The sequence below is a fragment of the Pedobacter sp. FW305-3-2-15-E-R2A2 genome (genome assembly GCF_038446955.1).
Taxonomy (GTDB): Bacteria; Bacteroidota; Bacteroidia; order Sphingobacteriales; family Sphingobacteriaceae; genus Pedobacter.
In genome coordinates this window covers 1,000,603-1,021,261 of record NZ_CP151803.1, presented here as the reverse complement: position 1 = coordinate 1,021,261, position 20,659 = coordinate 1,000,603, and the positions used below count along the sequence as shown (strand labels likewise).

Sequence of the window (20,659 nt, the reverse complement as noted above, 5' to 3'; positions counted from 1 at the left end):
AATAGGTTCCTTTATATAGTTTTACAGAGATGAAGTATTTGCTGATCTCTGTAATGCTATGTGCCGGAACCTTTCTTTTTTGCTCCTGGGGATTCTACGCCCATAAACGGATCAACCATCTTGCTGTTTTTACGCTCCATAACGGCATCAATACTTTCTATAAGGCAAATATCAAATACCTTAGTGATCATTCCGTAGACGCCGACAAACGCCGCTATGCAGACTCTGCCGAGGCGCCAAGACATTACCTTGATGTAGAAGTCTATGAATCGAATATTGATAGCATTCCCAGGAGCTATAATGAGGCGCTAAAAAAATATGGTGCAGAGAAATTAAGCAATAACGGAACGCTGCCCTGGCAGATTCAAAAGTCTTATTATCAACTCGTCAACGCCTTTAAAAACAGGGATTCCATGAAGATACTGGTTTATTCTGCCTACCTCGGGCATTATGTTGCCGATGCACATGTGCCGCTTCATACCACACAAAACCACAACGGACAACTGAGCAATCAACATGGCATCCATGCTTTCTGGGAAAGCCGTTTACCGGAACTGTTTGCCGAAAAGTACAATTACAGGGTCGGCAAGGCGGAATATATAGAGGATCCACTTGGGAAGGCCTGGAAAATCATCAGTCATAGTCATGCCTTACTGGATAGTGTCCTGACCCTGGAAGCCAGGCTTAGTGCCAGCTTTCCTGCGTATAGAAAATATAGCTTTTCGAAAAGAAACCAACAAGTGATGAGACAATATTCTCTAGGTTATTCCAGGGCTTACCATGAACAGATGAACCATATGGTGGAAAGACAGATGCGTGCCGCAATCCTGGCTACAGGCTCCTATTGGTATTCGGCCTGGGTCGATGCCGGGCAACCGGTATTGCGCAACCTGATTCAAAAAAAAATGTCTTCCTCAGACCGGAAAAAGGTCGAGGAAGACAAAAGACGTTATGATAAAGGAAAGCTAATTGGCCGTGAACCTTAGCTTTCGATGATATCTTTAGGTTTAATCCTGCTTTTAATTGCTGCGTAGATCACCGGAGCGAAAGTAACGACGGCAATGGTGATGATGACAATAGAGAAGTTATCTCTGATCACCGGGATTTGCCCTAATAGAAAGCCTGCAAACAACAAACTACCGATCCAGCCAAGGCCGCCTACCACATTGTAATAAGTAAACCTGCCAAAAGGCATTTTTGCTACTCCGGCAACAAAAGGTGCAATTGTCCTGAAGATTGGAAGAAAACGGCTGAACATAATTGCTTTTCCACCGTGCTTCTCAAAGAATTCATGCGATTTATTGTAATATTCGAGTTTTAGAATCTTATTTCCTTCTTTAAAGACTTTCACGCCAAAGAAACTGCCGAGTCTGTAATTTAAACTGTTCCCCAGGATAGCGGCCGCACTTAACAGCAGGAACATGACCCAGATATCCAGGCCTGTGCCTCCTTTTGCGATGAGTGCACCTACTGCAAACAGCATAGAGTCGCCGGGTAAAAATGGAGTAACCACAAAACCGGTTTCAGCAAAAATAATTAAGAAAAGAATAAGATAAGTCCATGTTTTATAGTCACTTACCAGCTTTACTAAAGCTTTATCGGTGTGTAATATAAAATCTACCAGTTGTGAGAAAATTTCCAAGTTGTATAAATTAAGCCCAAAATTAAGAATATCATGGCAATAACCATGCTCTTTTTGATTTAGTAATGTAAATTTAATTAGCTGTGAATGAATAGGCTTTCAATTCCGTTGCTGCGCTTCCGCTAAGCCATATGGTATAAATCTTACCCGAGAGGATTCCCAGGTCGATTTCCGGATTGGTAGTTACGCCGGTTCCTGAAGCAATAAACTTAGTTCCAGGATCGACCTGAAAGTAGTTGGTACTGTTTGCAAAAGGGATTGCAGTAGCCAGATCTGTGCCCGTGCCCGTTTTTATGGAAATAGAATTATTCAGAAAACCATTCAAGTGAATAAACCTGACTTTAGCTTTTCCGGTGTTAGGAGCAGTAAGGTTATCCCCTATTCCCAGTAGTTCTGCTTTGTTTTCGGAATTTTTATACAGAAAAATCGAATAGCTTCCATCAATTGCAAGTGTTCCATTGATACCTGCCGTAGGTTCGGATGTTGCTTCATCAGCAAAGGTCAGGGATTGTGTTCCTGAGACTACCGGAAATAAAGCAGAAGCCTGTCCATAATTGACAACTCCCTCTCCAAACCGTTTACCATTCACATAAAAAGACTGTGCCGAAGAACCATATGCGGCATTGACATACCTCAATTTTGCTTCTCCAACAGGAACAGACTTAGGTTCCTTCAGGCAAGAGCTGATTAGGGTTACCAGTCCAATACAAATGACGGTCAGGGCTAAATTAATGCTTTTTGGGTAAGAGAACTTTTTTTCCATCGCAATAACAATTTAATTCACAAAGTATTTTACAAAAAGAAGGCTTGGTCAAAAACCAAGCCATTCCAATATATTTAATTTTAAATTTAGTTATAGTTATTCAGCATTACCGGCATCACCAACATCAATACGTCTTCATTTTCGTCGTTTGTTTGTGGGATCAGTAATCCTGCGCGGTTAGGTGTAGAAAGTTCCAATGTCACTTCTTCTCCACTCAGGTTGCTCAACATCTCGATTAAGAAACGCGCGTTGAAACCGATTTCCAAATCTTCACCTTCATATTGACAGCTTAGACGCTCATGTGCTTCATTGGCGAAATCTAAATCCTCAGAAGAGATGTTCAATTCACTGCCATTGATTTTTAAACGCACCTGATGTGTGGTTTTATTTGCGAAAATAACCACCCTACGCAAGGTATTTAAGAACAATGCACGGTCAATGATCAGTTTATTCGGGTTATTCGCAGGAATTACTGCTTCATAATCAGGATAGCGCTCATCGATTAGGCGACAAACCAGGTTGATGTTTTCAAATTTAAAGAAAGCACTTGTAGCATTGTAATCTACAGAAACATTCGCATCAGTAGAAGGAAGTGCTGCTTTCAATAAGGTCAATGCTTTTTTAGGAAGGATGAAAGAAGAAGCTTTATCTCCTTTGCTGTCCATTCTTCTATATCTTACCAGTTTGTGTGCATCAGTAGCCACAAAAGTAATGTGTTGTTCAGAAAGCTGGCAGTACACACCCGTCATTGCCGGGCGCAACTCATCACTGCTCACTGCAAAAATAGTTTTGGTGATTGCTTCCGTTAATACCGAAGCAGGTAAATTTACAGAAGAAGCATTTTCTACCGTTGGGATTTTAGGAAAATCATCGCCATTTTCTCCACTTAACTTATACTTACCATCACCGGCGCTGATTTCAATAGAAAAGGTATTGTCATCGATATTGAAAGAGATCGGCTGATCAGGAAGTGTTTTTAAAGTGTCTAAAAGTATTTTTGCCGGCACAGCTACTTTTCCGCCTTCTTTAGACTCCACCGGTAAGGAGGTGGTCATGCTGGTTTGTAAATCAGTGGCAGATATGGTTAAACTTCCGTCTTTAATCTCAAAGAGGAAATTTTCCAGTATTGGCAATACAGTACTACTGCTCGACGCACCGTTTACTGTTTGCAAATGTTTTAATAACGTTGATGTGGATACAATAAATCTCATAGTATGATCTTGTCAGTTCTCAAAAATATAAAAATTACCTTGCATACTTATGCTTACGGTAATAATGTTGAAAAATTGCGAACGATATTAACAATAATAAAGGCAAAGCCATATTGATCAATTGCCATTGCAGCTTTTCTGTACGCAGACGTACTTTATCCAATAACCTGATCTTAACCTCCTTATTACGCAAAGTAATTAAATTATCATCATTTGACAGGTAATCTGAAATATTTAACAACAATGCTTTATTTCCGTAGCTTTTTTGGGTATATCTGTCGAAACCTAAGGGAAATGCAGAACCATCTTTACTACTCAGCTGATTTTTGAAGACATCACCATCACCAATGACAATCATTTTGGTAGGCTTACTTTGCGGAGGAACCAGATAATTTCCGGTGATGCCTGCCGGAACTGCGCGGTTCAGGAATACAGAAGGGAAAGTTCCTTCAATTAATACCCCAAGACTTTGCGGTACACTGGCATAATCCCGCGGATCGGGTTGTTCAGCGACCATTTGCAGAGAAAGCAATTTCGGCACATTAAAAATCTTATTAAATGGAGAAGAATGTAAAATCACCGTCTTTTTCAGTCCCTTTACCCCGATGGTATCCACAGTACTGCTAAATTCACTTCTTACGGCATCGATGTTCTTGACCAGGTGATGTGCCGTATCCGGCATTAGCAATGGGTAATACACCCATGGTGCCAGTTCTATTTGTCCCTGTTGTCCCATGCTTAAGGGAATCTCTACACAATTCGCATCTGCGATCAGGTTGTAATTTACACGGGCACCATACATAAACAACATGTCGTCTATGTTTAGTTTTTTATTGAAAGCCAGTTGCTCGCCCGATCCCTTCAGACTGTCCAGATCGGCGCTCACCTGGTCTATCGTCCAGACTACCCGCCCCCCTTTCATGACAAAATAGTTGATCTTGTATTTTTCGGCCTCCGTAAATTCCTGCTGTGGTTTTGCAATGATCAGCACTTTCAATTTATCCAGCCCCGCAGCATCAATCGTATTCAGGTTTACCCGCCCTACTTCATAACTTTCTGAAAGGCTGTTGATGGCATCATTTAAAGACAGATCCGATAATTCTCCATTGCCTTCCGTAAAACCGATTCTGGGGTGTTCATTGCTCAACACTTTCTGAATCGCACCGGTAAACAGATATTCCAGGTTCTGAATCGAATTGTTGATGTTTTCCTCGTAGCTTCCTGCGGCATTCAGGTTTTGTAATAACCTTAGCGGAAGCTGATGACTCCCGGCCTCCAGCATCGCCATTGGAAAAACCATTTTTTGTGCAAAACCGGCGTCATTTTTAATGTTGACAGTAGTAGGTTCAATGCCCGACTGGTATAAGTTATTGATCACCGTATCCTGTTCTGCTACGGAAAGTCCGGAAATCGGATCTCTGAAAATCACTTTTATTTCTTTTCCTCCGTAGGCTTTATAATCGGCAAGCAGATCTCTGGTTGCATTTCTAAGCCGTTTAAAAGGAGCAGGCAGGTCACCATCTAAAAATACAGTAATCGTAATTGGCTGATTGATCTTCCCGAGGATGGTCTTTGATTTCTGTGTTAGCGTAAATCGCTTTTCTTTGGTGAAATCGATTCTGGTATATACGTATTGCGCAAGAACATTGATCAGGATTAAACCCATCGCAAAAGCGAAGATGCCCAGTAGTTTCTGTTTGTTGCCTACCATTTTCGCCCTCCGATCACAAGTTTAGTCAGCCCCAGGAATACCATAATGAAACTGAGAAAATAAATCAGATCACGGGTATCCAGTACGCCCCTGCTGATGGATTGATAATGTTCGTTTATACTCAGGCTCAGCAGGATATTTTCGATGGCACGGAAACCAAAAATCTGGCTCATGGCATCAAGTCCGCTATAGGCGATGAAACAGAGAAATACGGCAATGGCAAAAGCTACAACCTGGTTTTTTGTTATCGAAGAGGCAAAAATTCCGACAGCGAGAAAGGAAGCTCCCAATAGCAGTAAGCCAATATAAGAACCTATAATTGCACCGGTATCAATATTCCCTGCAGGCAAGGCCAGCTTCGATACCGCATAACAGTAGATCAGCGTAGGGATTAATGCAAAGAGCACCAGAACGAAACAAGCCAGGTATTTGGCCAGTATGATCTGCCAGTCGGTGATCGGTCTTGTAGCAAGCAAAATATAGGTCCCTTCCCGCCTTTCTTCCGCAAAAGAACGCATGGTAATGGCAGGGATAAGAAAGAGGAATAAAAAAGGAGCAAGGTTAAAAAAGCTGCTCAGTTCGGCATAGCCGTATTCCAGAATAGAAGTATCCGGAAAAAACCACAACAATAAGCCAGCAGCCAGCAGGAAAACCCCAATGGTAATATAAGCCATTAAGGAGTTCAATAAGCTAAATAATTCCCTTTTAAATACCGCGTACATGCATTTGAATTAACGATGCCGAAGTTAGAAAATTAAAAATTATATCCCGCCCTAATGCCAATAAAAGAACGGGTACTGCTACTTCTCGTCCAGCTTTCGTAACGGACACCTAAGTCTACAATTCCTTTATCAGAGACAGGGAATGCTACTCCAACGGCTGGCACATAAATAAATGAAGTCCCTGAGCCGTTTCCGCTGGCTGTAGAAATAGAAACACCCAATTCAGCACCACCATATATATTTTCCGCAAGGAAATACCTTGCTCCTGCCTTTACCGGAATAAATCCTTCACTGTATTTGAGATTGAGTATGGTCTTCTTTCCTTTTAATTCCAGATAGCCCACATTTCCGGTAATACTCAGGTTTTTGGAAACAGGATGCTGATATAAAAGAGAGCCCCCTACTCCGTAATTTGTCTGGTCTTTAAAACTTCCCATAGGAAAGGCGAAGTCAGCACCAATCCCGAATTTTGGGCCTTCCATAGCGGGATCTCCGGTTTGGGCTTTAGCAACGATAAGTATTGTAAATGAGAGAAAAACTAAGAGACATCTTTTCATGGGATCTTATTAATAAATACAGCTTGAAGTTGAAATATGACACATAGATACAAAAAAATAAATTATCGGTAAGGCAATTAAGAACGCACTTTTCGTCCGATCAGGAAGCCGCAACTAAAGGCAATAAAAGATTTTTGTTCTCCGAAAAACCAATTTTCATAATGAAATCCCATATCGAAAACTGTACGTTTGGAAACAGGCAGTTCTATTCCAATTCCAGGAGTGCAAATCAGTTTAACCTCAAATTTATCTCCATCATCAAATACAGCTCCCAGCTCAGCACTTCCATAAAAACGACTTCCAATAAAATATTTTAACCCGAATTTCACAGGACAATAGATGTCATAATCATACGAATTGCCATCAAATTTAGTTTTACGGGTAGTCTCTGTCGCAAAAAGCCCTACACTCATGGTACCTTTTAATCTGGGGGTTGAGCTTCCTTCCATCAGCAAGTTAAATCCACCTCCCTTCACCGCACCCAAAGGTGCAGTAGCGATCTTGATCCCCATCTTAGTTTCATTCTTTACAAATTCCGTACTTAAACGCGTTGTTTTAACAGTTGTAGTATCCTGAGCGATACTGTTCATAAGCATAAAACAGATTGGAATGGCAGTGAGGAGCAACGTTTTTAACATGGAGAAGAGGTCAATTTAGCTTTTTTATAGGGTTGCAAATCTATCATTTTAAGCTTATTCAAAAAGAATTAAAACAACAAAGCCTTCCTGTAAACAGAAAGGCTTTGTAAGATTCTTTAACAGAATCTATAAGTTTAACAGGTAAGTTCTACAAACCGAAGTTAAATGCAGCTCTCAGACCGATGAATGAAAGTGTACCATTGTTAGACCATCCTTCATAGCGGGCTCCTAAATCAATAGAAGATTTATCTGCTACAGGGAATTCAACTCCTACTCCAGGTGAATAAACAAATGCAGTTCCATCATTAAAATCACCTGTTCCAAATGAAGCACCAAGTTCTCCATTCAAATAAAAGTTCTCAGCTACAAAATATCTGGCACCAACCTTTACAGGAACAAAACCAGAATTTCCACCCCCAAGAATATCCTTATACTTGAAGCTTAAATAACCTGCACTAGCCGTTAAGTTCAAATTTGGAGCAACTGGATGTTGATACAACAACGATCCTCCAACACCAAACTTGGATATATCACCAAAATCTCCCATTGGGAATGCAAAATCAGCACCTATACCTAACTTAGGGCCGTTCATTGCTGCATCTTTCTGTGCACTAGCATTAGTGAATGCAAAAATACCTACGATTGCTGTTAGTAAAAATAATTTTTTCATGTGTTTAAGTTTAAATTTATATTACTGATATAAAATCAACCCTTAGATGCAAAAACTTGGCCAATCGTTACAAATGCATGAAAAAAATTTAATTAAGAGGTCAGTTTTCGGAAAATATCCTCTAAAGAAGTCATTTGGTGTTCATTTTTAAGTTCAGTAATTGTAGCATTAGCTACAATTTTACCTTTGTTAATAATAATGACCTCATCACAGAGTGCTTCTACCTCCTGCATGATATGAGTAGAAAGAATTACCGTTTTGTCTTTACCAAGGTTTTTAATCAGTTCTCTGATATCCGTCAACTGGTTTGGATCGAGTCCTGAAGTGGGTTCATCCAGGATCAATACTTTCGGATGATGAATAATGGCCTGAGCCAGGCCTACCCTTTGCCGGTATCCTTTAGACAACATCGCAATCTTTTTATGCTGTTCCGGACCGAGCCCGACCTTTTCGATGGTTTCCTTTACACATAATGCGGCGTCTTTCAATTGATAAGTATTCGCGACAAACAGCAAAAACTCCTGCACATACATATCTGTATATAGCGGGGTGTTTTCAGGCAGATAACCCATAATTCGCCTGACTTCAATACTATCCACCTGGGTATCAAAGCCACAAAGCTTAGCTGTACCCGATGTTGGTTTCAAATAGCCCGTCAGCATTTTCATGGTAGTTGACTTCCCGGCACCATTCGGACCTAAAAAACCTAAGATCTTTCCTAGTTTAGCTTCGAAACTAATTTCATCTACTGCTTTCTGCTGACCATAATGCTTGGCCAATGCGCTTACCTGTATACTCAATTTACTTTACTTTTTTAATGTGTACAGAAGTTATCTTCTTATCCTTTCTATATTGGTTCAGTTCTTTTCCTGCCATCACCAGGTTATCTGTAGAGATCATATCTGCTCCGCTATTGGCGTACATATAATAATACTTAGTGTTTTTGCGGGCCATTGATCGTTTGTCTAAGTTACCCATTGTTCCCATAATACAGGGAATTCCTTCCTGATGTAAGGCCCAAAAATCTTTTTGATCAAATCCCCTGGTTCCAACAAAAGCCACCATTCTATCATAGGGAACTCCCTTGGATTTTAAGCGTTCCAGGTCGTTGGTATATTTAGCTGAAACAGAAATCATCAGGTCCGGAGCCAGTTTATGAACTTCTACCGCCTGGTTATCATTGTAAGTAATGATGATTGAATTGGATTCAGATTTCGTTTTACGGACTTCTTCGATAATTTTTGCGAAAGGGACTCCTCTTTTCACATCGATGGTAAACAGAACTTTTCCTTTGCCCCAGTTTAAGACCTCTTTTAAAGTAGGAATCTTATAAGAGGTTAAGGTTCCGGAATTGTCTTTTAAATGCAGTTTCTGCAATTCTGCATAGGTATGATCCCTGATGAAGCCAGTCCCATTACTAGTTCTGTCCAATTTATCATCATGCATGATCACCAACGCAGAATCTTTGCTCAATGCAACGTCAAACTCAATCACAACAGGCTGATAGGTTATTGCATTTTCGAAAGTGGCAATACAGTTTTCAGGAAAGCCCTTCATAGGGCCTCCTCTATGTGCACTAATCAACGGATATCCAGGTGTTTTTCTGTTTAAAAAGTCTCTTAGCTCCTGAGCATTCCCAAAGGAAATATAATTTTTTGTTTGTGAGGTACAAGATACGGCAAGCAAAAGAAAGCCTGCCAGAAGCAGATTAAATTGTTTCATGTTCAAAAGTAGGAAAATTAGACCTTACCCAATGATATTTCTCTGCATTCAATTTACACTGTCTTTTCAGTACAGGACAGCACAAAACATTCAGAGAAAAAGCAACGAAAAGACAGCTTGCACTATTGCTCATTATACGCTCCATTTATAGGCGTTGCTTACCCGCCTTTAACACGCTTTCAAGCGGGCTTGCACCGAGTATAGACCGAGTATAGAGCGTGGTCAGAGCCTGTATAGCCACAAGCTGCTTTTAACCTGTTTAAAAGCTGTTTCAAACCGCTTATTCCGGGTACAGTTTTACATAAAAAACGTCCTGATTTTGTGCTATTCCCATCCGGCCTTTACAATGCCTGTATTGTATTTTAAGAATCATCCAACTTAGTTGAGCCAATTTATTTGTTAATCTTCTATATTTGCATCACTATGGCAAAGAATACTAACGACGAACAATTTAAAAATGTAATATCACACGCCAAGGAATACGGTTTTGTATTTCAAAGCAGCGAAATTTATGATGGACTAAGTGCTGTATATGATTACGGACAACTAGGTGCTGAATTAAAGAACAACATTAAAACTTATTGGTGGAAATCCATGGTTCAGATGCATGAGAACATTGTAGGAATAGATTCTGCAATCTTTATGCACCCGAAAGTATGGAAAGCAAGCGGACACGTAGATGGATTTAACGATCCTATGATCGATAACAAAGACTCTAAAAAACGTTACCGTGCCGATCAGTTGTTAGAAGATAAAATTGCCCGCTACGAAAAAGACGGAAAAACAGAAAAGGCTGCAAAATTGCAGGCTGATATGGACGAAGCTTTACAGGCAGAAGACCTTCCACGTTTAAAATTATTAATCGAAGAGCATGAGATTGCCTGCCCGGTAAGCGGAACCAAAAACTGGACTGAAGTACGCCAGTTCAACCTGATGTTCAGCACTCAGTTTGGTGCTATGGCTGAAGGATCTGACGAAGTATACCTACGTCCGGAAACGGCACAAGGTATTTTTGTAAACTTCTTAAACGTACAGAAATCCGGAAGAATGAAAATTCCTTTCGGAATTGCACAAATTGGAAAAGCCTTCAGAAATGAAGTTATTGCCCGTCAGTTCATCATGAGAATGCGTGAATTCGAACAAATGGAAATGCAATTCTTTGTTCGTCCGGGTGAAGATGCCAAATGGTTTGCTTACTGGAAAGAAGCGCGTTTAAAATGGCACCAGGCCTTGGGTACTCCTGCAGAGAAATACCGTTACCATGACCATGTGAAACTGGCACATTACGCCAATGCTGCTACAGATATCGAATTTGAATTCCCTTTTGGATTTAAAGAAGTAGAAGGTATCCACAGCCGTACAGATTTTGACCTTACGCAACACCAGAAGTTCTCTAACAAAAAAATGCAATATTTTGATGCAGAACTGAATGAAGAAGGAAAACCTTATGGAAACTATATTCCTTATGTGATCGAAACTTCTATCGGTTTAGACCGCATGTTCCTCTTAACGATGATCAATGCTTTTGAAGAGCAGGACCTGAGCGATGGAGAAAAACAAGACAGCAGAACTTTGCTACGTTTACACCCTTGTTTAGCACCAGTAAAAGTTGCCATCTTCCCACTGACTAAAAAAGACGGTTTACCGGAAAAAGCAAGAGAAATCATGAACAGCTTAAAACTTGATTTCAACTGTATATACGAAGAAAAAGATGCGATCGGAAAACGTTACCGCAGACAGGATGCCATCGGTACTCCTTTCTGTCTGACGATAGATCACCAAACCCTGGAAGACGATACCGTAACCATCCGTCATCGCGATACCATGGAACAACAACGCATACACATTAAAGACCTGGAGTCTTTAATCTCAAGCAAAGTAAGCTGGAAAAACTTATTGCAATAAGTTTTGAAATGATACTCCTAAAAAAACCGGTGTTAAAAAATAACACCGGTTTTTTATTTTAAAACTTTGCTCAGCGTATATTCCCAATTCATTCTGGCAATATTAAGCACAGAAATATCCTGAGGACATTCCACTTCACAGGCTTCAGTATTCGTGCAATGGCCAAAGGCCTCGATATCCATTTGCTCCACCATAGAAAGTACCCGCTTCCTGGATTCTATCTTTCCCTGTGGCAGTTTGGCCAGATGGGCAATTTTTGCTGCAGTAAATAAGGCGGCACTGGAATTTTTACAGGTGGCAACGCAGGCACCGCAGCCGATACAGGCTGCCGAGTCAAAGGCCGATTCTGCCTGTTCATGGCTTATCGGAATTCCATTTGCTTCCGGCGCCTGTCCCGTATTTACCGAAACAAAACCTCCTGCCATAATGATCCGGTCGAATGCCGAGCGGTCTACCCGCAAATCTCTTTTTACCGGAAAAGCTTTGCCGCGGAAAGGTTCCACATAGATCGTATCCCCATCTTTGAATTCCCGCATGTGCAGCTGACAGGTCGTGAGGTGCGGGATTGGCCCATGTGCACGCCCATTGATCATCATTCCACACTGACCGCAGATGCCTTCCCTGCAATCGTGATCGAACTCCACCGGCCGCTCTCCACTTAAGATGAGTTGTTCGTTCAGCGTATCCATCATTTCCAGGAAAGACATATGAGGAATCACATGATCCAGCTCATAATCCACTAATCTGCCGGGGCTTCCGGCATCAGTCTGCCTCCATATTTTCAAATTGATCTTCATCTTCCGGTTTGATTATTTGTAACTTCTTACGGTTAATTCCACGTTTTCGAAATGCAGCGGTTCAGGAACCAGTCGTTCCTCCTTGTCCTCCCCCTGCCATTGCCAGGCGGATACAAAACAAAACGCCTCATCATTTCTCAAGGCTTCCCCTTCCGGGGTCTGATATTCTTCCCTGAAATGGGCGCCACAAGACTCTTCTCTTGTTAAAGCATCCTGACACATCAGTTCTGCCACTTCCAGGTAATCGCTGATCCGGCCTGCTTTTTCCAGCTCTCCATTCATTTCTTCTTCTGTTCCAGGAACTTTAAGGTGCTCATAGAAATCTTCACGCAGTTTTTTGATTTCCTTAATGGCGTATACCAATCCTTCCCTACTTCTGGACAGGCCACAATAATCATACAGCAGTTTACCCAGGGTTTTATGGTAATGATCCGCGGTCTTAGTTCCGTTTATCGCCAATAATTTCCCTAAGTGTGCCCTCACCCGGACCTCGGCATCTATAAACTCCTGCGCATCCGCATCCAGTTTCTCCGCGTGAATCTCTCCTGCGAGGTAATTAGAAACCGTATAGGGCGCAACAAAATAACCATCCACACAAGCCTGTAACAGCGAGTTTGCCCCAAGACGGTTTGCACCATGGTCTGCAAAATTGGCTTCACCAAGGGCGAATAAGCCCGGAATGGTAGTCATCAGTTCATAATCGACCCATAATCCACCCATAGAAAAATGCGCTGCCGGGGAGATCATCATAGGTTCTGAATAGGCATCTGTGTCCGTAATCTTACGGTACATCGCAAACAGGTTCCCATATTTTTCTTTTATCTTTTCTTTTCCCTGTTCTTTGATCGCTTTAGAGAAGTCCAGGTAAACAGCATTTAACTGTGGCCCTACCCCAAATCCGGCATCGATGCGTTCTTTGGCCGCTCTGGAAGAGATGTCCCGGGGGGCCAGATTTCCAAAAGCAGGATACCGGCGTTCGAGGTAATAATCACGTTCATCTTCAGGAATGTCATTTGGCTTTCTTTTCTCTTCCGGTTTTAATGGCACCCAAATCCGGCCATCATTGCGGAGCGATTCAGACATCAGGGTCAGTTTGCTCTGGTAATCGCCGGACTGCGGAAGCGAGGTTGGATGAACCTGGGTCCAGCTTGGGCAGGCCATGAATGCCCCTTTCTTATGTGCACGCCAAATGGCGGATGCATTACAGCCCATCGCAAGGGTGGATAAATAATAGATCTTCCCGAAGCCTCCCGTAGCCAGAATCACTGTATTTGCGCTATGGCGTTCAATTTCTCCTGTGTCCAGATTTCTGACGATGATCCCTCTGGCTTTTCCATCTACCAAGACCAGATCCAGCATTTCATGACGCGTATAGAGCGTCACCGTTTTTGCCGCAGCCTGTCTCATCAATGCCTGATAAGCGCCCAACAACAACTGTTGTCCGGTTTGTCCCCTGGCATAAAAAGTCCTGCTCACCTGGACACCGCCAAAGGAACGGTTGTTTAAATAGCCGCCATATTCCCTGCCAAAAGGCACCCCCTGCGCTACGGCCTGGTCGATCAGCTGTGCAGAACATTCCGCCAGACGGTAAACATTGGCTTCCCGGGAACGGAAATCCCCTCCCTTAATCGTATCGTAAAACATACGGTACACACTATCTCCATCATTTTTATAATTCTTGGCGGCATTTACTCCACCCTGGGCTGCTACAGAATGGGCCCTTCTTGCAGAATCCTGGAAACAAAAAGATTTAACCTTATACCCCATCTCCGCAAGTGATGCAGCCGCAGCACTTCCGGCAAGTCCCGTTCCAACCACAATCACCTCCAACTTCTTTCTGTTCGCAGGATTAACCAATCTTGCGTGGTCTTTATAAAAACTCCATTTATCTTTTAAAGGGCCGGGAGGTATTTTTGCATTTAGTTCCATGATACATGCTGAGTTAAGTAAACGTAAATTGGGATAATCGCAAACCCTGCTGTGATGACATAACTATAACCCCTGCCGAAGATCCTGATCCAGGAAACGTATTTTGGATGGTAAACACCCAGAGAGCGTGCCGCACTGAAAAAACCGTGTAAAAGGTGGTACCCCAATGCAAACATAGAGAGCACATAAAAAAGCACATACCACCAGTCCTGATAGGCGGCGATCACGATGGTATACAAATCTTTATGGCCATACTCATCTGTTGGCAGTGTACCAAATTTATACTGATACCAAAAATCTTTAAAATGAAAAACCAGAAAGATCAGGATCAATGTGCCAAGGATTCCCATGTTCCGGGAATACCATTTGCTCGATGCCCCTCTTTTATCAACCGCATATTTACCTGCTGTTTTTCGGTTTTTAAGGGTGATCACCAGGGCGTCCAGGCAATGGACGATCAGGGAAGTATATAAAACATAGGAAATGATCTTGATGAAAATATTTCCCGAGAGCAATTGAGAATAGCTATTAAAACTTTCCTTTGCCTGTACTGCCGGCAATAACAACTGCAGGTTTCCCAACAGGTGAATCACCAGAAAAAAGCAAAGAAATAATCCCGTTAAGGCCATCAGCGTTTTCCGCATCAGGGTAGAGAAAGTACTTTTCATTCTATTTAATTTAATATAAACCAATCGCTTTCCACCAAAGACCTCCGATGCCCATCCAAATGATCAGGAAAAAGATACTTAATACGAATCCTCGCGACCACCAATCCTTGACTTCGACATAGGTACTGCCAAAAAATACAGGTGCCGGACCATGTCCATAATGGGTTAATGTTCCGAAAATTCCACCGCAAAAACCAAGGGATAAAGCCAGTAGCATCGGTGGAATCCCAATGCTTATTCCTACGCCCAGCAATGCCGCATACATGGAAGCCACGTGTGCCGTAGCACTGGCAAAAAGATAATGGCTATAGAAATAAACCAGGATAATGATCGGAAAGGCCATGGTCCAGCTCATTCCGCCGATTTTGGCTTTCACCAGGTTACTAAACCAGGGTATTAAGCCCAGTTGATTCAGGGCGCTTCCCATCATCACCAATGCCGAAAACCAGACGATTGTATCCCATGCTCCCTTTTCACTTTTCACGTCCTCCCAGGTCAGCACCCTGGAAAGCAATAAGAAGACCAGGCCGATAAAAGCGGTAGTTGTCGCATCAATTTTAAAGAAATCTCCGGTAATCCATAGAAAAAGCAGGACCACGAAAGCGGTCAGCATGAGCCATTCATTCGTTGTCACCGCCCCCATTTCTTTCAGTTTCTCCGCCGCCATTTGTGTCGCACCACTTGTTTTTTTGAGCTCTGGTGGATATATTTTGTACAAGATATAAGGCACTGCAATCAGCGAGATGATCCCCGGAACAATGGCTGCCCACATCCAGGACATCCAGGTGATGTGGATGCCAAGGTCGGCCGCAAATTTCTGACACATCGGGTTACTTGCCGTGCCGGTAAGAAACATGGCAGAAGTGACCAGATTGATGTTGTAACAATTCAAACTGAGATAAGCGCCCAGTTTCCTATGTGTTTCCGGTTGTTCGGGGATGGAGCCGAAGTTTAAAGCCATCGCCTTCATGATGGGATAGATAATCCCTCCTCCGCGGGCCGTATTGCTTGGAATGGCTGGTGCAAGCACCAGGTCTGCCAGCCCTAGTCCATAACCTAATCCTAAAGAACTGCGACCGAAAACCCTGACAAAAAGATAGGCGATCCTGCTCCCCAATCCGGTTTTAATAAAGCCACGGGCGATAAAAAAGGAAATTCCAATCAGCCAGATCACCTTATCTCCGAAACTACTCAAAGCTAAAGTGATGGATTTACCCGGATTTCCCGGTGCAAGAACCCCCGACAAGGCCACTGCGGCAATTGCGATCATCGACATCGTTCCCATTGAAGCTGCTTTCAGGATGATGCCCAGGATCGTTCCGAGAAAAATGGCGAGCAGATGCCATGCTTCCGGCTTAACACCGTCTGGGATGGGCAAAAACCAGATAATCAGCCCAAAGGCTAGGGTAACCAGCATCATTTTGTAGTTAATTTCTTGCATAGCTATTGTTTTAAGGTCTTTAAAAGCGTGCCTGCACCTGGCAAATCACTCGGTTAGTATGGTATGATGTAGTGTTTGGAATATTTCTTTGATACCGGTCCATCATCAGCCCAAGCTGAACACGGATCGCATAGGCCTCTGCAAAAGAAGCGCTGAGCATAGGAATGTAAGTTTGTCTGGCATTCCCGGATTGCTTAAAATCGGCATCCAGATATTCATAACGAAAGGCGAACTCCAGGTCTTTCAGCCTGGTATTTTTAAAACTGTAACTCACGTTAGGCAAGACATAGATTCCCCGCATGGCATATCTGCTGACCGGAATAACGGGCGTGGTCTGGTTAAAGAATTCCTGGCTATTGATTCCCTGTTTATATTCTGAGGTGAATTTTACCCACCATTTTTCATTGAGTTGCTTTTTATAGTCCAGATCTAATCCATATGCCCAGATCTTCTGCCCCATATTTTTTCCAGCTCCTCCACTGATGCCCAAATGCGTTTCTTTACTCAGCCCAAATACCAGTCTTGCAGGAAAGATCTTTCCATCGTCGTTGTCTACGGTATTCCGGTTATTGCCATTAAAGACTCCGATCGAGTATTCTATAGGAACCGCAATGTCTTTGATTTTTCCGGAGAAACTGGCGCCAATCTGGAAACTCTGCCAGCTGTTGCCTCCAAACAGGTAATACTGATTGGAATAATCTATAGACTGTACAAAATCTACCGGATAGTTGTCTTCTTGTCCGAACTGCGGGCGAAACTGACCGAACTGGAAGTTTACATAGTCATTGATGCTGTATTTGATAAAGGCGTTTTCTAGTACCTTATTTTGCGGGTTTCCGGTAAAGTCACCGAAGTTCACCAGGATAACCGCGTTGATGCGGTCACTGATCGTAGCATTGAGTTGTAACCTCGCTCTTTTAACGGAAAAAGAATTATGGGCAACCTGCTCATCACCTGAATGGTGTAATCCTTTAATGTCAATATCATCGTCCAGGGAATAGTTGAATTGACTTTGCAGCATTCCGGAAAAGTTGAGTTTCGTTTTCGAGGTGACCGGAATATCAATCCCCTGGGCATTTGAGAAAAAAGGTATACAAAGGAGGAAAAGGAGCGTTAAATTGGGCTTCATGATATTTAAGTTAAGGGATGAAAAAACTCAAACAGTAGCGACTACCTATTGAAAGTTACTATTTATTTGAGATTCTTTTTTCATTCATATGAAAAAAAGCTGACAGAAAGATTGGGATCTCTGAATTTTCCGTTGATCACCAAGGTATTCCCCGCAGTAGTTTCATAAAATTGATTTAGCTTCATATTTTCTAAAAAGCAGTTACGACACACGAGAATGGCGCTTTTGATCAATCTGAACAATAGGAGTACAAACCTCAAACAGAAAATGTTTTATTTTTTTCAAAAAAAAAGGTTCGTCCTCCTTAATTCCTTCTTCAGAAATCATAATAAAGGAGCAATTTTTTACAGAAGTAGATTGGTTGACGGAGCGCTGGATCATCAGCTTCGATCAGCAGGAATCCTATTAAAGGAAAACGGGGAAGCCTCGTCCGAAGCCTCCCCGTTTAAATTAACGCTCTCACATATATAGACGCTCCTATACTCAGATTATTATATCTCCACCAAAATATTTTTATAATTATTTCAACAAACCTCCTTTAATGCCATTTAAATGAACCTAAACCTACCTAAGTCCGCTCTATTTAAAATTAATCCAAATTAATTTGGTCATATCAAAATCAGAAAGTACATTTGCCGAATCTTAGATTAAGTCTAAATAACCAGATGAAACAACTATACAAACTACTCAGCATTACAGTGCTATTTCTTCTATCTGTAAACACATTTGCACAACTTGCATCGGCCCCGGCAAGGGGAAGTATTACCGGAACAGTAAACTCCAATGACGGAAAACCTGCCGGATATGTTAACGTTCAGATTGTAGAAAACAATAGAAGAACCCTGACAAAAGAAGACGGAACTTTTAGCTTTCATAATTTAAAACCTGGTAATTACACCTTACAAACCTCTTATGTAGGTTTACAGGTACAATCTCAAAAAGTAACGGTAATAGAAGGACAGACCTCTAAAATTGAGTTTACGCTATCGGAAAGCGCCTCCGAATTAACGGAGGTGATCATTGCCGGTACTAACAGTCAGAATCTTAAACCTGTTACATTAGGCAAAATTGCGATCGCTCCAAGAGATCTTCCTCAGGCTGTTCAGCTCATCAGCAGTGTAACGATTGCAGATCAGCAGATGAATAGACTGAGTGACGCCTTGAAAAACGTAAACGGCGTCGCTTTCGGTGCAAACCGCGGTGGTGTTAATGGAGAAACTTTTTATGCACGTGGTTATGCCCTTGGTACAAACAATGTATTTAAAAACGGTGCCCGTACAACTACTGGTGGCATGCCGGAAACAAGCACACTGGAATCCATAGAAATATTAAAGGGAAGTGCAGCCTTACTATATGGTGGCGTTTCAGGTGGAGCGGTGGTCAACATGATCACTAAAAAACCTAAATTTAACTACGGTGGAGAGGTTTCCATGCGTGCCGGAAGCTATGATCTCTATAAGCCAACTGCAGACATCTATGGACCAATTGCCAAAGACCTTGCCTTCCGCGTAATTGGAAACTACGAAAATGCGGGAAGTTTCAGAGATGATGTGACCTCCAAAAGAGTGTATGTAAATCCTTCCCTATTATATAATGCAGGTAAAAACACGGAAATCCTCATTCAGGGAGATTACCTGAAAAGCGATTTTACTCCTGATTTCGGAATCGGTACTGTTGGAAATAAGCTTCCTCAAAATATTGGAAGAAATGTATTCCTAAACACGCAATGGGCATACAATAAAACCAATACGACCACAGCTCAGGCAAATGTGACTCATAAATTCAACGACAACTGGAAATTAAACGTAATTGCCGCTCTTCAGTCCTATAATAGGAATTACTTTTCTTCGGAACGTCCTTTTGCTGCTGAAGATGGAACCTGGAACCGTGCACTTACCCGCTCAAAGACCAAAGAATCTACTTTCAATCAGCAGATTAATTTAAATGGATCAATCAAAACCGGAAATATACAACATACCATCCTGGTTGGCGCTGACGCAGATCAGTCAAACACCAAGGCTTATGGATATACCGTTCCCAATAACCTGACCGATCCTGTTACTAAAAGCAAATACTATGATCAGGTGAACATCACTAACGGATCAAGTTTTAATATCCCTTCCAATAACAACCTGCCTGAAACTCCGCTAATTTCAGATACCCAAACACCCATCTACAGAATGGGTGCATTTATACAGGATTTAGTTGCATTAACGGATCAGTTTAAAGTATTGGCAGGAATTCGTTACACCTTCCAAAAGACACCGAGGACGGCCACCACAAATTACCTGACCGGAGAAAAAACGATCAACAAAAATGGAATAGATAAATCAAAAACAGAAAGTGCTTTTTCACCTAAAGTTGGCTTGATCTACGAGCCCTTTAAAACAACCTCTGTTTACCTAAGCTATGCCAATAATTTCACATCGAACGCTGGTCTTGACATCAACACCAATGCGCCAATGGATCCATCTATTATTGATCAGTATGAAGCGGGCATTAAAAATGACTTTCTGGATGGCAGATTATCTGCAAATCTTACCGTTTATAGAATCCTCAACAACAAGTTTGCGCAAACCGCATTGTTCGACGCTCAGGGAATGCCAAATTCAGATACCAATAGGAAAGAATTTACCGGAAAGACCGCAAGTGATGGTTTAGAACTTGACATTACAGGTACCATTGTAAAAGGACTGAACTTTCTGGCAGGATACAGCTATAACTTCATGCGTTATACGAAAACGTTAGAAGAAACAAAAGATAATACCGGAAAAGTAATTATTCCGGGAGGAATCAAAGAAGGAGAACGTCTGGTAGGGACAACAAAAAACACGGCCAATGCTTCCTTGTTTTATACCCTTCAGAACGGAGATCTTAAAGGACTTAAATTAGGGGCTTCTGCCTACTATACCGGAGATCGTAATGGTGGAAGAAATACCAATAAATCAGGAACCTCATCAGGAATTATCCCACTAGGTGCTTTTACCACCTTCGACCTTTCCGCCGGCTATTCCTGGAAAAAGCTTTCCTTGTTAGCCAAAGTAGCCAATATCACCAATGAACTGAATTATTTTGTTCATGAAAACTATAGTGTGAACCCGATTGCGCCACGACAGTTTATCACGACACTGAGTTATAAATTCTAAAAACAATC

General features: G+C 42.0%; 18 protein-coding genes. 3 read left to right on the top strand and 15 right to left on the bottom strand.

What is annotated here, in order from left to right; translation table 11 throughout:
• Positions 1–29: 29 nt before the first annotated feature.
• Positions 30–986 carry a zinc dependent phospholipase C family protein gene (locus tag AAFF35_RS04075; protein WP_342331136.1) on the top strand — a complete coding sequence of 319 codons (957 nt, stop codon included), beginning with the start codon at positions 30–32 and terminating at the stop codon, positions 984–986.
• On the opposite strand, the gene AAFF35_RS04070 is transcribed toward AAFF35_RS04075, so the two are convergent.
• The 10 genes from AAFF35_RS04070 to AAFF35_RS04025 all read right to left on the bottom strand — a co-directional run bounded on the left by AAFF35_RS04070 (position 983) and on the right by AAFF35_RS04025 (position 9,636).
• The gene (locus AAFF35_RS04070; protein ID WP_342331135.1) at positions 983–1,642 is read right to left on the bottom strand and encodes a VTT domain-containing protein; all 660 of its coding nucleotides are present in this window, start codon (positions 1,640–1,642) and stop codon (positions 983–985) included. The genes AAFF35_RS04075 and AAFF35_RS04070 overlap by 4 nt on opposite strands.
• A gap of 73 nt (positions 1,643–1,715) precedes the next feature.
• Positions 1,716–2,405, bottom strand: a complete 690-nt coding sequence (locus AAFF35_RS04065; RefSeq protein WP_342331134.1) for a DUF4397 domain-containing protein — start codon at positions 2,403–2,405, stop codon at positions 1,716–1,718.
• Between the two features lie 86 nt (positions 2,406–2,491).
• Positions 2,492–3,616, bottom strand: a complete 1,125-nt coding sequence (dnaN, locus tag AAFF35_RS04060) for a DNA polymerase III subunit beta (RefSeq protein ID WP_074609461.1) — start codon at positions 3,614–3,616, stop codon at positions 2,492–2,494.
• A 34-nt stretch (positions 3,617–3,650) separates the two neighbouring features.
• Positions 3,651–5,327, bottom strand: a complete 1,677-nt coding sequence (gldG, locus tag AAFF35_RS04055) for a gliding motility-associated ABC transporter substrate-binding protein GldG (protein WP_342331133.1) — start codon at positions 5,325–5,327, stop codon at positions 3,651–3,653.
• The gene (gene gldF, locus AAFF35_RS04050; protein WP_342331132.1) at positions 5,321–6,049 is read right to left on the bottom strand and encodes a gliding motility-associated ABC transporter permease subunit GldF; all 729 of its coding nucleotides are present in this window, start codon (positions 6,047–6,049) and stop codon (positions 5,321–5,323) included. The genes gldG and gldF overlap by 7 nt, the downstream gene beginning before the upstream one ends.
• Before the next feature lie 32 nt (positions 6,050–6,081).
• Entirely contained in the window at positions 6,082–6,606 is a 525-nt protein-coding gene (locus AAFF35_RS04045) for an outer membrane beta-barrel protein (protein WP_342331131.1), read from the bottom strand.
• Between the two features lie 77 nt (positions 6,607–6,683).
• On the bottom strand, positions 6,684–7,244 hold the full coding sequence (locus AAFF35_RS04040; RefSeq protein ID WP_342331130.1) for a hypothetical protein: 561 nt from the start codon (positions 7,242–7,244) through the stop codon (positions 6,684–6,686).
• Between the two features lie 148 nt (positions 7,245–7,392).
• The gene (locus AAFF35_RS04035) at positions 7,393–7,914 is read right to left on the bottom strand and encodes an outer membrane beta-barrel protein (RefSeq protein ID WP_342331129.1); all 522 of its coding nucleotides are present in this window, start codon (positions 7,912–7,914) and stop codon (positions 7,393–7,395) included.
• Between the two features lie 92 nt (positions 7,915–8,006).
• The gene (locus tag AAFF35_RS04030) at positions 8,007–8,714 is read right to left on the bottom strand and encodes an ATP-binding cassette domain-containing protein (RefSeq protein WP_342331128.1); all 708 of its coding nucleotides are present in this window, start codon (positions 8,712–8,714) and stop codon (positions 8,007–8,009) included.
• A 1-nt stretch (position 8,715) separates the two neighbouring features.
• Positions 8,716–9,636: a glycerophosphodiester phosphodiesterase family protein gene (locus AAFF35_RS04025; RefSeq protein ID WP_342331127.1), complete on the bottom strand. Its 921-nt coding sequence runs from the start codon at positions 9,634–9,636 to the stop codon at positions 8,716–8,718.
• Positions 9,637–10,059: 423 nt separating this feature from the next.
• On the opposite strand from AAFF35_RS04025, the gene AAFF35_RS04020 reads away from it, so the two are divergent.
• Positions 10,060–11,541, top strand: coding sequence for a glycine--tRNA ligase (locus AAFF35_RS04020; protein ID WP_342331126.1), 1,482 nt, complete (start codon positions 10,060–10,062; stop codon positions 11,539–11,541).
• 53 nt (positions 11,542–11,594) lie between these two features.
• On the opposite strand, the gene AAFF35_RS04015 is transcribed toward AAFF35_RS04020, so the two are convergent.
• Genes AAFF35_RS04015 through AAFF35_RS03995 form a run of 5 tightly spaced genes read right to left on the bottom strand, consistent with a single transcriptional unit; the run spans position 11,595 to position 17,505 of the window.
• A complete protein-coding gene (locus tag AAFF35_RS04015; RefSeq protein ID WP_342331125.1) occupies positions 11,595–12,338 on the bottom strand; it encodes a succinate dehydrogenase/fumarate reductase iron-sulfur subunit in 744 nt (247 codons plus the stop codon).
• 12 nt (positions 12,339–12,350) lie between these two features.
• The gene (locus tag AAFF35_RS04010) at positions 12,351–14,267 is read right to left on the bottom strand and encodes a fumarate reductase/succinate dehydrogenase flavoprotein subunit (RefSeq protein WP_342331124.1); all 1,917 of its coding nucleotides are present in this window, start codon (positions 14,265–14,267) and stop codon (positions 12,351–12,353) included.
• Entirely contained in the window at positions 14,258–14,935 is a 678-nt protein-coding gene (locus AAFF35_RS04005) for a succinate dehydrogenase cytochrome b subunit (RefSeq protein WP_342331123.1), read from the bottom strand. The genes AAFF35_RS04010 and AAFF35_RS04005 overlap by 10 nt, the downstream gene beginning before the upstream one ends.
• A gap of 10 nt (positions 14,936–14,945) precedes the next feature.
• A complete protein-coding gene (locus AAFF35_RS04000; protein ID WP_342331122.1) occupies positions 14,946–16,376 on the bottom strand; it encodes an anion permease in 1,431 nt (476 codons plus the stop codon).
• Between the two features lie 19 nt (positions 16,377–16,395).
• Positions 16,396–17,505: a porin gene (locus tag AAFF35_RS03995; RefSeq protein WP_342331121.1), complete on the bottom strand. Its 1,110-nt coding sequence runs from the start codon at positions 17,503–17,505 to the stop codon at positions 16,396–16,398.
• A gap of 665 nt (positions 17,506–18,170) precedes the next feature.
• Here AAFF35_RS03995 and AAFF35_RS03990 point away from each other — a divergent pair.
• On the top strand, positions 18,171–20,651 hold the full coding sequence (locus AAFF35_RS03990; protein WP_342331120.1) for a TonB-dependent receptor: 2,481 nt from the start codon (positions 18,171–18,173) through the stop codon (positions 20,649–20,651).
• Positions 20,652–20,659 lie beyond the last annotated feature (8 nt).